14 protein-coding genes are annotated in these 12,632 nt (G+C 64.6%); 7 read left to right on the top strand and 7 right to left on the bottom strand.

The features are described from left to right. Positions 1-44: 44 nt before the first annotated feature. The 3 genes from metK (at position 45) to trmB (ending at position 3,179) form a co-directional block, all read left to right on the top strand. Positions 45-1,265: a methionine adenosyltransferase gene (gene metK / locus IR187_RS08200; protein WP_194954125.1), complete on the top strand. Its 1,221-nt coding sequence runs from the start codon at positions 45-47 to the stop codon at positions 1,263-1,265. Positions 1,266-1,326: 61 nt separating this feature from the next. Next, complete coding sequence (locus IR187_RS08195) at positions 1,327-2,424, top strand: hypothetical protein (protein ID WP_194954124.1); 1,098 nt, start codon at positions 1,327-1,329, stop codon at positions 2,422-2,424. 41 nt (positions 2,425-2,465) lie between these two features. Continuing rightward, on the top strand, positions 2,466-3,179 hold the full coding sequence (trmB, locus tag IR187_RS08190; RefSeq protein WP_194954123.1) for a tRNA (guanine(46)-N(7))-methyltransferase TrmB: 714 nt from the start codon (positions 2,466-2,468) through the stop codon (positions 3,177-3,179). Between the two features lie 116 nt (positions 3,180-3,295). Here trmB and IR187_RS08185 read toward each other — a convergent pair whose 3' ends face one another. Continuing rightward, on the bottom strand, positions 3,296-3,631 hold the full coding sequence (locus tag IR187_RS08185) for a hypothetical protein (RefSeq protein WP_194954122.1): 336 nt from the start codon (positions 3,629-3,631) through the stop codon (positions 3,296-3,298). A gap of 83 nt (positions 3,632-3,714) precedes the next feature. Here IR187_RS08185 and IR187_RS08180 point away from each other — a divergent pair, with 83 nt between their 5' ends. Both IR187_RS08180 and IR187_RS08175 read left to right on the top strand, forming a co-directional pair. Then, entirely contained in the window at positions 3,715-4,644 is a 930-nt protein-coding gene (locus IR187_RS08180) for a LysR family transcriptional regulator (protein ID WP_194954121.1), read from the top strand. Positions 4,645-4,776: 132 nt separating this feature from the next. After that, positions 4,777-5,544 carry a sulfite exporter TauE/SafE family protein gene (locus IR187_RS08175; protein ID WP_194954120.1) on the top strand — a complete coding sequence of 256 codons (768 nt, stop codon included), beginning with the start codon at positions 4,777-4,779 and terminating at the stop codon, positions 5,542-5,544. A gap of 111 nt (positions 5,545-5,655) precedes the next feature. On the opposite strand, the gene IR187_RS08170 is transcribed toward IR187_RS08175, so the two are convergent. Next, the gene (locus IR187_RS08170; RefSeq protein WP_194954119.1) at positions 5,656-6,207 is read right to left on the bottom strand and encodes a hypothetical protein; all 552 of its coding nucleotides are present in this window, start codon (positions 6,205-6,207) and stop codon (positions 5,656-5,658) included. A 191-nt stretch (positions 6,208-6,398) separates the two neighbouring features. Here IR187_RS08170 and IR187_RS08165 point away from each other — a divergent pair, with 191 nt between their 5' ends. Then, a complete protein-coding gene (locus tag IR187_RS08165; RefSeq protein WP_194954118.1) occupies positions 6,399-7,535 on the top strand; it encodes a beta-ketoacyl-ACP synthase III in 1,137 nt (378 codons plus the stop codon). Between the two features lie 118 nt (positions 7,536-7,653). On the opposite strand, the gene IR187_RS08160 is transcribed toward IR187_RS08165, so the two are convergent. The 5 genes from IR187_RS08160 to hisB all read right to left on the bottom strand — a co-directional run bounded on the left by IR187_RS08160 (position 7,654) and on the right by hisB (position 11,997). After that, positions 7,654-8,736, bottom strand: a complete 1,083-nt coding sequence (locus IR187_RS08160) for a calcium:proton antiporter (protein WP_194954117.1) — start codon at positions 8,734-8,736, stop codon at positions 7,654-7,656. 141 nt (positions 8,737-8,877) lie between these two features. After that, on the bottom strand, positions 8,878-9,654 hold the full coding sequence (hisF, locus tag IR187_RS08155; RefSeq protein WP_194954116.1) for an imidazole glycerol phosphate synthase subunit HisF: 777 nt from the start codon (positions 9,652-9,654) through the stop codon (positions 8,878-8,880). A 115-nt stretch (positions 9,655-9,769) separates the two neighbouring features. Beyond that, on the bottom strand, positions 9,770-10,501 hold the full coding sequence (gene hisA, locus IR187_RS08150) for a 1-(5-phosphoribosyl)-5-[(5-phosphoribosylamino)methylideneamino]imidazole-4-carboxamide isomerase (RefSeq protein WP_194954115.1): 732 nt from the start codon (positions 10,499-10,501) through the stop codon (positions 9,770-9,772). 144 nt (positions 10,502-10,645) lie between these two features. After that, positions 10,646-11,251: an imidazole glycerol phosphate synthase subunit HisH gene (gene hisH / locus IR187_RS08145; protein ID WP_194954114.1), complete on the bottom strand. Its 606-nt coding sequence runs from the start codon at positions 11,249-11,251 to the stop codon at positions 10,646-10,648. Positions 11,252-11,409: 158 nt separating this feature from the next. Then, positions 11,410-11,997 (bottom strand): imidazoleglycerol-phosphate dehydratase HisB, encoded by a 588-nt coding sequence (hisB, locus tag IR187_RS08140; RefSeq protein ID WP_194954113.1) that lies wholly within the window; start codon positions 11,995-11,997, stop codon positions 11,410-11,412. Positions 11,998-12,106: 109 nt separating this feature from the next. Between hisB and IR187_RS08135 the strand changes: the two genes are divergently transcribed. After that, on the top strand, positions 12,107-12,589 hold the full coding sequence (locus IR187_RS08135; protein WP_194954112.1) for an SspB family protein: 483 nt from the start codon (positions 12,107-12,109) through the stop codon (positions 12,587-12,589). Positions 12,590-12,632: the final 43 nt, after the last annotated feature.

The raw sequence follows: 12,632 nt of genomic DNA, 5'->3' as shown, positions 1-12,632 counted from the left end.
ATCACATAAAGCTTCCTTTATATCCGATTCACAGAAGGCTTCTCATGCGCAACAGCTTCCTCTTCACCTCCGAAAGCGTGTCCGAAGGGCATCCCGACAAGGTCGCCGACCAGATCAGCGATTCGATCGTCGACCTGTTTCTGTCGAAGGATCCCGAAGCGCGCGTCGCCTGTGAAACGCTGACCACGACGCAACTGGTGGTGCTCGCGGGCGAAATCCGCTGCAAGGGCGTGTTCGAAAACGACGCCTGGGCGCCGGGCGCGCTGGAGGAAATCGAAGCGACGGTGCGCAAGACGGTGCGCGAAATCGGTTACGAGCAATCGGGTTTTCACTGGGAAAGCTTCCGTTTCGAAAACAATCTGCACGGCCAGTCGGCGCATATCGCGCAGGGCGTCGATGCCGGCGAAAACAAGGACGAGGGCGCGGGCGATCAGGGGATCATGTTCGGCTATGCGTCGGACGAAACCCCCGACCTGATGCCCGCGACGCTCGACTACAGCCACAAGATCCTCGAGCGCATGGCCGCCGACCGCAAGGCGGGCATCGCGCCTTTCCTCGAACCCGATGCCAAGAGCCAGGTGACGCTGCGCTACGCCAACGAGCGCCCGGTCGAGGCGACCGCGATCGTCGTTTCGACGCAGCATGCGCCGGGCTATTTCTTTCACAATGGCGAAGGCGACGAAGCGCTTTACACCGAATTGCGCAAATATGTGCTGGGCGTGATCGCCGACGTGCTGCCCGCCGAGCTGCTCACCGCCAACACCGTCTATCATATCAACCCGACCGGCCGCTTCGAAATCGGCGGGCCCGACGGCGACGCGGGCCTCACCGGCCGCAAGATCATCGTCGACACCTATGGCGGCGCGTCCCCGCACGGCGGCGGCGCGTTCAGCGGCAAGGATCCAACGAAGGTCGACCGTTCGGCGGCCTATATCACCCGCTATCTGGCGAAGAATATCGTCGCCGCGGGCCTCGCGCGCCGCTGCACGATCCAATTGAGCTACGCGATCGGCGTCGCCGAGCCGCTGTCGATCTATGTCGACCTCCATGGCACCGGCAGGGTCGAGGAAAGCCGCATCGAGGCGGTTATCCCGCAGCTGGTGCGCCTGACGCCCAAGGGCATCCGCACCCACCTCGGCCTCAACAAGCCGATCTACAAGCAGACCGCGGCTTATGGGCATTTCGGCCGCACCGCCGAAGGCGATGCCTTCCCATGGGAACGCACCGACCTGACCGACAAGCTGAAAGCTGCGCTGGCCGCCTGACCGGCTTGCCATTGCCGCTCCGATCTGACAGCTTCGGCGATCAGGCTACGGGAGCGACGGGATGGCAAGTTATTGGATGAACGCGTGTTTTCTTGCGGCAGCGTTAACGCTGGTCGCGGGCTCTACGGCAGCGCAAGAACCGCTCAAGGTCAAGCCGGGTAAAGTTTGGAAACACCAGCATAGCGGCATATCGGTGCCCGCGACGCTGGCTGGCAATGCCCGGACAAGCGCGACGAGCTTTGCCGCGGACGATCTGGATGTCGGTCTGCAGTTCGATACCCCGGGTTCGGCGGAAGCCATGTCCGTCTATTTCTACCGCAAAACCAATGGCGCGGTCCCGGTGTGGTTCGCCCAGGCGCAATGGGCGATCGAGAATCGCGACACCTTCGGCAACCCGGCTATCGTTCTAGCGCCCGAAGCATTCATCCCGCCGGGGCAGAAGGTGGCATCGGGCCTGAGGGCAATCTACGAGCCGAAGCACGGCAATTATCGCAGCACCGGCGTAATGCTGCTCCCGATCGGCAATTGGTATGTGAAAATTCGGACTTCGTCGCAAACGCGGTCGCCCGCCGAACTCGCGAGATGGATGGACGCAGCGCTGGCGGAGATTGCATGGCCACGGAACATTGCACCTGCCGAGGCAGCTTCACCTGCTGTTCCCTGCGCCAAACCCCTCCAGTTCCAAGGAAAATCGGCAGATGCGAGCGGCAGCGACCTGACGGCCGAGGCCTTGGGTGTTGCGCTGATGTCGGCCGCTGCCGGTGACGATTCGATCAAGAAAGAACCAGCTACAACGCCTATCGGACAATGGTGCCGCGACAGGCAGCTGGAAGGTAATATCGCCGTCTATCGACCCGGCGGTTCGGAGACCAGCTATTTGCTCGCTTATGGCGACAACGGCAACGGGATATGGGTCGGCCCCTCGCCAATGAAGGTCGCGATGGACGAGATTGCGAGCAAGAACGGAACTAAAGCCTCTTTGCGCTATAATGTCACGCTCCATACGGCGACGCAGGACATCAATTTCTTGTTGCAGGACCGATTGCCTTCGCCTGAGCGTGTGATCGAAATACTAAACGCCAACAACCGCGCCAGTACGGTGGGCACGTGGGGAAAGAATCGCCAGGTCCAGATCAACAGTGGCGAAAAACTGAAATAGCGCACTTTAACCGGCGGCCCGGCCGCGCTAACGCGCGCCGCATGACTGCACATAAACCCGGCGATCCGACGACGATCAACCGCCTTTACGGGCGCTCCAAGGGCAAGCCCCTGCGCGCCGGGCAGCAAGAGCTGGTCGATACATTGTTGCCGCAGATTGCGGTGCCGACCGACGGCGAGGTGACCGCCGAAGACCTGTTCGGCTATGACCGCCCGCTCCATTTCGAGATCGGTTTCGGCGGCGGCGAGCATATGGCGGCGCGCGCCGACATGTTGCCCGATCACGGCTTTATCGGCGCCGAACCGTTCATCAACGGGGTCGCGCAGGCGCTGGTGCATGTCGCGGGCGATCATGGCGCAAAACTGCCGCTGGGCAATGTCCGCATCCACCATGGCGACGCACTGGAAGTGCTCCAGCGCATCCCCGACGGCGCGCTGAGCTTTGCCTATCTGCTCCACCCCGACCCCTGGCCCAAGGCGCGCCATGCCAAGCGGCGGATGATGAACGACGGGCCGCTCGACCTGATCGCGGCGAAGCTGAAACCCGGCGGCGAGTTCCGCTTTGGCACCGACCACCCGGTCTATCTGCAACATGCGCTGATGGTCATGCGCCGCCACCGCCACCAGTTCGAATGGCTGGCCAGAGACGCGCAGGATTTCCAGAACCGACCGGGCGGATGGCCCGAAACGCGCTACGAAGCCAAGGCGCGACGGCTGGGCCACGAGGTCTGGTACTTCCGCTACCGCCGCCGCTGACCCGGACGTTCACGGCGCGCAAACAAATGGGGCGGCCCCGTTGTGAGTGCCGCCCCAGTTTAGTGGATCCGTCAGGGAGAGGGAGAGGACGGATCGGAGATTGGTGTCAGTCTGTCTTAGCGCGAAGCCATGCGGCTGTCGGTTTCGACTTCGGCGACGCCGGCAATCTTCAGCGCGGCGCGGAACTGCTTGGCGGCGGCGCGTTCGTTGCCCGCTTCGCACAGCTTCTTGCCGGTCGAAACGAAGCGCTTGGCGCTCGCCTGCTTGCCGCCTTCGACGCCGGTTGCGGCGACATGAGCCTGTTCGGCCAGGCCGGCGCAGCGATAGTCACCGCCCGACTGGGCATAGGCGGGGTTGGCGGTAGCGATCAGGCCGGTGAACGCCAGCGCCGACGCGGCGACGATAGCGAAAGCGGCAGGAAAGCGGCGGAAAGAGGAGGTCTGATAGGCCATGGGAGAGAGTCCTTTCGTTTTGTTGTGCAACCCTTTTACGGGCAGTTGCGCAGATAGATAATCCTCTATAATCTGCAAGTGCTTTGAAGCAGGATTTAACAATCCCCCAAGGGGCGCTCGACGGGATCGAAGCTTTCCTGCGTGTGGCGCAAAGGCGCAGCTTTTCCGCCGCCGCGTCCGACCTGGGGGTGTCCCCCTCGGCGATCAGCCAGACGATCAAGGCGCTCGAGGCGCGCGTCGGCGCGCCTTTGTTCATGCGCACGACGCGCAGCGTCGGGCTGACCCAGGCGGGGGAAATGTTCCTCGAACGTGCCGCGCCCGCCTATTCGGGGCTGGCCGACGCCTATGAAGCCGCGCGCAATCTGGGCAACCGGCCGGCGGGACGGCTGCGCATCAACCTGATGCGGGGCGCGATCCAGCCGATGTTCGAGCCCATCCTGGCGGGCTTTTGCGACACTTATCCCGACATCGAGCTGGAGATTTTCGGCGACGACGGGCTCAGCGACCTCAGCGCCGGGGGCTTTGACGCCGGAGTCCGGATGGGCGAATCGCTCGACGCCGATGTCATCGCGGTGCGGCTGACCTCGCCGTTTCGCTTTGCCGCCTTTGGCGCGCCCGCCTATTTCGAGCGCCACGGCCGTCCGCAGGAGCCCGCCGATCTGCGCCATCACCGCTGCGTCCGGCTGCGGCTGGCCAGCGGCGGGCTGCAACCCTGGTATTTCCTCGACGGCAACCGCGAAGTCGAAATTCCGGTGACCGGTCCGGTGATCGTCAACGAACAATCGGCGGTCATCATGGCGGTGCGGACCGGTGTCGCGCTGGGGATGACCGCCGAACCGGTGCTGACCGAACATATCGAGCGCGGCGAGCTGGAGGTCGTGCTGATCGAGCGGGCGGTATCGACCGCGGGCCTGTTCCTTTATTACCCCAGCCGCAAACAGGTGATGCCGAAACTGCGCGCCTTCATCGATTATGCGCGCGAGTTTCTGCCCGAGGATCTGACGCGGATTTAGCAGGAACGGCGTCCGCGCGCGGCGCGAACCGGCGCAAAAACAAATCCCTTCATCGACAGCAGAAAATTTGCGCTGGCGTCGGGCGCGGATTCGGGGCAGCCAGTTCTCAACTGATAAAGTTGGGATGAAACTATGATCGATTTCGCGTCCATCGACCTTATGGCGCTGCTTCCCTTCATCCTGATCGGTTTTGCGGCCCAGCTGGTCGACGGGGCGCTGGGGATGGCATTCGGGGTGATCTGCAACACGCTGCTCGTCGCGGTGCTCGGCGTGCCGCCTGCCACCGCATCGGCGCGCATCCATGTCGTCGAGATTTTCACCACCGGCGCGTCGGGGCTCAGCCATTTGTTCCATCGCAATATCGACTGGCCGCTGTTCTGGCGGCTGCTTATCCCGGGCGTGATCGGCGGGTTCATCGGCGCCACCGCGCTCGCATCGCTCCACGCCGATGCCGTGAAGCCCTTTGTCCTCGGCTATCTGGTACTGATCGGGATTTGGTTGCTGGTGCGCGGACTGCTCTATCCGCCCAAAATCTCGAAACCCAAGGTCATTGCACCCTTGGCTGTCGTAGGTGGCTTCCTCGACGCCGCAGGCGGCGGCGGCTGGGGTCCGGTGGTGACTTCGAATTTGCTCGTCCAGGGCGGCGAGCCGCGCAAGGTCGTCGGCACCGTCAACAGCGTCGAATTTTTCCTGGCGGTAGCTGTCTCTGCAACCTTCATCTGGCATCTGGGGTTCGAGGAAATCCTTGGCCCGACGCTGGGGCTAATCATCGGCGGCGTCGCCGCAGCGCCGCTGGGCGCCTATATGGCCAAGCGCTTTTCGCCGAAGGTTATGCTGGTGATGGTCGGGGTCGTGCTGACCGCGACGAGCGCGTTCGGGCTGTACCGGGCGTTGGTATAAGGATTGGTACCTATATTGTTCGTCATTGCGAGCGCAGCGAAGCAATCCAGGGCGGTTTACGCCACTCTGGATTGCCGCGTCGCCTTCGGCTCCTCGCAATGACGGTACAAATCAATTCGCTGGCTTGGTCTCGTCGATCTTTTCGACCCATTCGGGATAGAAACTCGGCTCGCGCGCCGACCAGCCGGGGGCAGTCGCAGCGGCTTCGCTGATCGACTGGAGCAATGTCTTGCGCTTGTCGGGGTGCAGGTGCGGCAGCGATGCCGCGGCGCAAAAGGCGCCGGGCAGCCACGGCCGCGCGTGCGCGCCAAGCAGGCGTTCGTAGAGGAAGCGATAGGAGGCAAAGCCGGGCAAGCGATCCTGCCCCAGGTCGAAAGCCGATACCGCCACCAGCGGCGCCATGAAGCCTTCGAGCGCGTCGAGGCCGCTGTCATCGGGGATATGCTCGCGGATTTCGCCGATCCGCTGATACACCTTGGCCTGGACGCGGATCGCGGTTTCCTCGACCACGTCGCGCGACCAGCGGGCGATCGCGTCCTCGCGTTCCAGCCCGATGTCGAGCGAGCGGCGGATGTACCGCTGCGTCGCCGCGGGAAAGCCCGCGAATTCCTTGATTTCCGCAATCGACAGATTACCGGCTGCCGGTCCCGAACGCGTCGCCATGGTCGTGCTCCTGCACGGCGCCCGGGGAGCCGTCCCCCCGGAGGCCTGCAACTCTGCAATGTGCCACTAAAATGGTTAGCGGCGAGTTAACCATGATGTCGGCGATCGTTCAGCCAGTCGAGGGGCGTTGCGCGGCAGCGCGAGCGGGCCTAATCAGCGTGGCTTGAAACCATAAGACACGCAGGTCCACCATGTCGCACACACCGCAGCCGGTCCTATCCGCAACCGGCCTGTTCACCCCCGCCGAACGCATTGCCAACGAAGAACTTGTTGCGAGTTTTAACGCGTATGTTGCGTTGCACAACCGAAAAAATGCAGCGGCGATCGCGGCGGGCGAAATTGCCGAACTGACTGAATCGAGCGTCGAATTCATCGAAAAGGCGAGCGGCATCGGGTCGCGCTTCGTCGTCGACAAGGCGGGCATCCTCGACCCCGAACATATGGCGCCGCGGCTGCCCGAACGCAGCAATGACGAGCTGTCGATCCTCGCCGAAATCGGCGTCGCGGCGGCGAAGGATGCGCTGGCGCGCGCCGGGCGCGATGCGGCTGAAGTCGACGCGGTGCTGTGCGCGGCGTCGAACATGCAGCGTGCCTATCCGGCGATGGCGGTCGAGATTCAGGATGCGCTGGGCATCGACGGATTCGGGTTCGACATGAACGTCGCCTGCTCGTCCGCGACCTTTGGTATCCAGACCGCCGCCGATTATATCCGCGCGGGCCATGCCAAAAGCGTGTTGGTGGTGAATCCCGAGATTTGTTCGGGGCATTTGAACTGGCGCGACCGCGACAGCCATTTCATCTTTGGCGATGTCGCCACCGCGATTCTGGTCGAGCACAAGGCGATTGCGCCCGCGGGCCATTGGGACATCCTCGGGACCAAGCTCAAGACCGTCTTTTCCAACAATATCCGCAACAATTTCGGCTTCCTCAACCGCGCGCATGGCGGGATCGATCAGGACGGGCCGAAGACCGACAAGCTGTTCGTCCAGGAAGGCCGCAAGGTGTTCAAAGAGGTCGTGCCGATGGTCGCGAACATGATCGTCGAGCAGATGGAGGTGCTGGGCCTCCAAGGCGCGGACATGCGGCGGCTGTGGCTGCACCAGGCAAACACCAACATGAACCGGCTGATCGCGCAGCGCGTGCTGGGGCATGAAGCAAGCGACGACGAAAGCCCGACGGTGCTGGACACTTACGGCAACACGTCGAGCGCGGGGTCGATCATTGCCTTTCACCTGAACCATGACGATATGGCCCCCGGCGACACCGGGCTGATCTGTTCGTTCGGGGCGGGCTATTCGGCGGGGACGGTGTTCGTGCGGAAGACGTGAGGCCGTCGCTTTTCAGTCGTCATTGCGAGCGGCGAAGCCGCGCGGCAATCCAGAGCCCGCGTAAACCGCTCTGGACTGCTTCGCTTCGCTCGCAATGACGAGAGGTTGGCAAATTGCCTTACGGCACAAAGGTCGTGAACAGGTAGATCGCGAACAGCATCAGGTGGATCACCCCCTGCAGCACCGTCGTGCGCCCGTTCGCCAGCGTCTGCGACGCGACGATCAGCGACAGGAACAACAGCACGGTCGACTTGGCGTCGAGGCCCAGCCCGATCGGCAGGTCGATCGCCAGCGACAGGATCGCTACCGCCGGGATGGTCAGGCCGATCGTCGCCAGCGCCGAACCGAGCGCGAGGTTGAGGCTGGTCTGAAGCCGGTTCGCCTTGGCGGCGCGCACCGCCGCAAGGCCTTCGGGCGCCAGGATCACCGCCGCGATCATCACCCCGAGCACCGCGGGCGGCGCGCCCCATTCGGCGAGCAGCGCACCGAGAACGGGCGAGAGATATTTGGCGAGCAGGACGACGGCGACCAGGCTGGCAAGCAGCAGCACCGCCGACAGCGCGGTCCGCCGGTTGCCGGGCGGGACGGCGTGGATTTCGGGCTCGTCCTGATCGTCGCCGTCGGGCAGGAAATAGTCGCGGTGGCGTACCGTTTGCACCAGCGCAAAGGTCGCATAGAGGATCAGCGAAACGACCGCGACAAAGCCGAGCTGGGTCGCCGAATAATAGGGGCCGGGCGCGCTGGAGGTGAAGTTGGGCAGCACCAGCGCGACGACGCTGAGCACCGTCAGAGTCGCGAGCGCGGCGCCGATGCCGGTGCGCTGGAACCGCTGTTCATGGTGGCGGATCGCGCCGCTGAGGAGACAGAGACCCATCAGCAGGTTGAGGATGACCATCACCGCCGCGAACACCGTGTCGCGCGCCAGCGTCTGCGCCTTTTCGGGTTCCGCCTGCATCAGCGTCAGGATCAATCCGACCTCGATCACCGTCACCGACAGCGCGAGGATCAACGTGCCAAAGGGCTCGCCGACGCGGTGCGCAATGACTTCGGCATGGTGGACCGCCGCGACGATCGCGCCGATCAGGATCAGCGCAACGAACCACGCACCCAACGGCAGCGCAAAGCTGGCGATCGCGGCGACGAAGCCGAGCACGGGCAGCATGTCGTGGGTGCGGTTCGCGAGGCGGAGCTTGGCGGTCATGGATCTTATATTGCAGCGGGGCCGTCGCGTGACCAGCCCCCAAGCTTGCCTCCCTCACGTCATCCCGGCAAAGGCCGGGGTCTCACCATCGCGCCATGTCGCACCGGCGAGACCCCGGCCTTTGCCGGGATGACGATCAGATTAGCGAGTGCTGGAGTAAGCCCGCACCGGCAACCCCGCCGCTGCAAGCCGCGCATGCGCCTCGGCAATCGTTGCTTCGCCGAAGTGGAAGATGCTGGCGGCGAGGACCGCGCTCGCGCCACCTTCGACCACCCCGGCGACGAGATGGTCGAGGTTGCCGACCCCGCCGCTGGCGATCACCGGAACGCTGACCGCATCGGCGATCGCGCGGGTGAGCGCGAGGTCGTAGCCGTCCTTGGTGCCGTCGCGGTCCATGCTGGTGACGAGCAGCTCGCCCGCGCCCAGTTCGGCCAAGCGGATGGCATGGTCGAGCGCGTCGATCCCGGTAGGTTTACGCCCGCCGTGGGTGAAGATTTCCCACCGGCCTTCTGCCACCAGCCGCGCGTCGATGCTGCCGACCGCACACTGGCTGCCGAAGCGGTCGGCGATGTCGGCGACCAACTCAGGACGCGCGACCGCGGCGCTGTTCACCGCAACCTTGTCGGCGCCCGCGAGCAGCAGCGCGCGTGCGTCGTCGGCGCTGCGTACCCCGCCGCCGACAGTGAGCGGCATGAAGCAGACCTCGGCGGTACGGCTGACCATGTCGAGCAGGGTGCCGCGGCCCTGGTGGCTGGCACTGATGTCGAGGAAACACAGCTCGTCGGCGCCCGCGGCGTCATAGGCGCGCGCGGCCGCGACCGGATCGCCCGCATCGCGCAGGTCGACAAAATTGACGCCCTTGACGACGCGCCCGTCGGCAACGTCGAGGCAGGGGATGACGCGGACGCGGACGGTCACGAGCCCGGCCTCCCAACCCCGTTCGTGTCGAGCGAAGTCGAGACCCGCCGAAAGGTAGCGCCCAGCCAGGACGTGTCTCGACTACGCTCGACACGAACGGAGGTGGGGGTGTTCCTCATCCGCGGCCCACCGCAATCGCCTCGGCCAGGTCCAGCCGCCCATCGTACAACGCCCGTCCCGTAATCACGCCTTCGATGCCGTCGGCGACATGCGGGCGCAGCGCATGGATGTCAGTGATGTCCGCAACCCCGCCGCTCGCGATCACCGGAATGCTCACGGCTTTGGCGAGCGCCACCGTCGCCGCGACATTGCAACCCTTGAGCAGCCCGTCGCGGCCGACGTCGGTGAACAGCAGCGCCGCGACGCCCGCATCCTCGAACCGCCGTGCGAGATCCTCGACGCGGACGTCCGACACATCGGCCCAGCCCTCGGTCGCGACCATGCCGTCGCGGGCATCGACGCCGACGACGATGCGGCCGGGCAGGTCGCGCGCCGCGGACTTGACGAATTCGGGGTTTTTCAGCGCCGCGGTGCCGATGATCACGCGATCGACACCGAGCGCGAGCCAGCGATCGACGCCCGCGCGGTCGCGGATCCCGCCGCCGACCTGAACCTTGCCCGGAAAGGCAGCGCTGATGCTCTCGACCGCGGCGCCGTTGACGCTTGCTCCGGCAAAGGCGCCGTCGAGATCGACGACATGGAGGTGGCTCGCGCCCGCGTCGGCGAACAGCCGCGCCTGCGCCGCCGGGTCGTCGCCATACACCGTCGCGCGGTCCATATCGCCCTCGGCGAGGCGCACGACTTGCCCGCCTTTCAGGTCGATCGCGGGGAAGATGGTCAGGGTCATCTCAAATCCTCCCTGTGCGAAGCATGGGGAGGGGGACCGCCGCGAAGCGGTGGTGGAGGGGCGACGACAGTCGCGTCATCGCCCCTCCGTCAGCGCTCCGCGCTGCCGCCTCCCCATCGCTTCGCGACAGGGAGGATCTGATCGTTACGGACGCCATGCGAGAAATCTCTCTAATGTCACAAGACCATAGGCCTGGCTTTTTTCGGGGTGGAACTGGACACCAACGATATTGTCCTTTGCCACCGCGGCGGTGAAGGTCGCGCCGTGGCTGCTGGTGGCGGCAACGTCGGCGGCGTCGGCGAAATGATAGCCGTGGAGGAAATAGGCCTCGCCTTGGGCGATTACCGGATGCACGGCGGTCGGCACGACGTCGTTCCAGCCCATGTGCGGGATGCGCAGCCTTGGTGCGGGCGTGAAGGCGCGCACCGTTCCGCCGATCCAGCCGAGGCCTTTATGCGTCCCATGCTCCTCACCCGCATCGGCGAGCAATTGCATACCGACGCAGATGCCGAGGAAGGGTGCGCCGTGGGTGCGGACGCGGCGATCCATCGCTTCGACCAATCCGGGGATAGCGGTTAGCCCGTTCATGCAGGCAGCGAAGGCGCCGACGCCGGGCAGCACGATGCGGTCGGCCCTTGCCACGACATCGGGATCAGCAGTGACCGCGACATTATCCGCACCCGCCGCGACGAGCGCGTTACGCACCGAGCGAAGATTGCCCGCGCCGTAGTCGATCAGGGCAATGGTCACCTAAATCCCCTCCCGCTTGCGGGAGGGGCAACAAGGCTTGCTAGCTTGCTGGCTAGCCGCAGTGGGGTGGGCAGCGGTGGCGTCAATGCCCACCCCGCTGCGACTAGCGGACAGGTCCGCAAGTCTCGCTGCCCCTCCCGCTTGCGGGAGGGGAGAACTCACAGCACCCCCTTCGTGCTGGGAATCGCGTCGCCCTTGCGCGGGTCGATTTCGACCGCTTGGCGCAGCGCGCGGGCCAGCGCCTTGTACATGCTTTCGGCGATATGGTGGTTGTTCTCGCCGTAGAGCGTCTCGATGTGCAGCGTGATGCCCGCGGTCTGCGCAAAGCTGTGGAACCAGTGCGGGAACATCTCGGTGTCCATCTCGCCCAGCCGCGGCTGCGAGAAGCCGGATTTATAGACGCAGTGCGGGCGCCCCGAAATGTCGAGCACGCAGCGGGTCAGCGTTTCGTCCATCGGCGCATGCGCCTCGCCATAACGGGCGATGCCGCGCTTGTCGCCGAGCGCCTTCAACACCGCTTCGCCGAGCGCGAGTGCCGAATCCTCGACCGTGTGGTGCTGGTCGATGTGGAGGTCGCCCTTCACCTGCATCGCAATGTCGATAAGCGAGTGGCGCGATAATTGTTCGACCATATGGTCGAGGAAACCGATGCCGGTGGAAACCGAATAATCGCCGGTTCCGTCGAGATTGACGGTGATCGCGATATCCGTTTCCTTGGTCGTGCGCTGGACGGTGGCGGTTCGCATGGCCGCCGCCATAGACGCATTTTTTCGCGTTGCAAGGCGACTCTGTCCGCCTCGATCCCCCCTCGACCCCCCTTGACCAGCGCGCCCGGCCCGTTCATCCCCCTGCCCCATGAGTGAAGACGTCCGCGACAGCCTGATTCCCTATGACGAAATCGTGCAAGACGCGCTGCGTGCCGTGGTCGGCCGCGTGCTGCGCCAGATCGAAGGCTTTGACAGCCTGCCCGGCGAGCATCATTTCTATATCACCTTCAAGACGCAGGCGGTCGGGGTCGATATTCCGGCGCATCTGATCGCCAAATTTCCCGACGAAATGACGATCGTGCTGCAGAACCGGTTCTGGGATCTGAAGGTCGGCGACGATCATTTCAGCGTCGGCCTGTCGTTCAACCAGACACCGTCGACGCTGGTGATCCCCTATGCCGCGATCACCGCCTTCGTCGATCCCTCGGTCGATTTCGGCCTGCAATTCCAGGTCAGCGAGGACGAGACGACGCCGCCCGAACCGCATGACGAAGCCGACAATGATCGCCCCGCCGCGACCAGCGAGGACGGGTCGAACGTGGTGACGGTGGATTTCGGCAAGCGGAAATAGCGCCGTGGCGCCGCCATGGCCCCCCAGCCGGTTCTGGCAATTT

The organism is Sphingopyxis solisilvae (assembly GCF_015475875.1).
In the GTDB taxonomy this organism is placed as follows: Bacteria; Pseudomonadota; Alphaproteobacteria; order Sphingomonadales; family Sphingomonadaceae; genus Sphingopyxis; species Sphingopyxis solisilvae.
The sequence above is the reverse complement of the archived record's forward strand: the minus strand, read 5'-3'. Positions and strand labels throughout refer to the sequence as shown.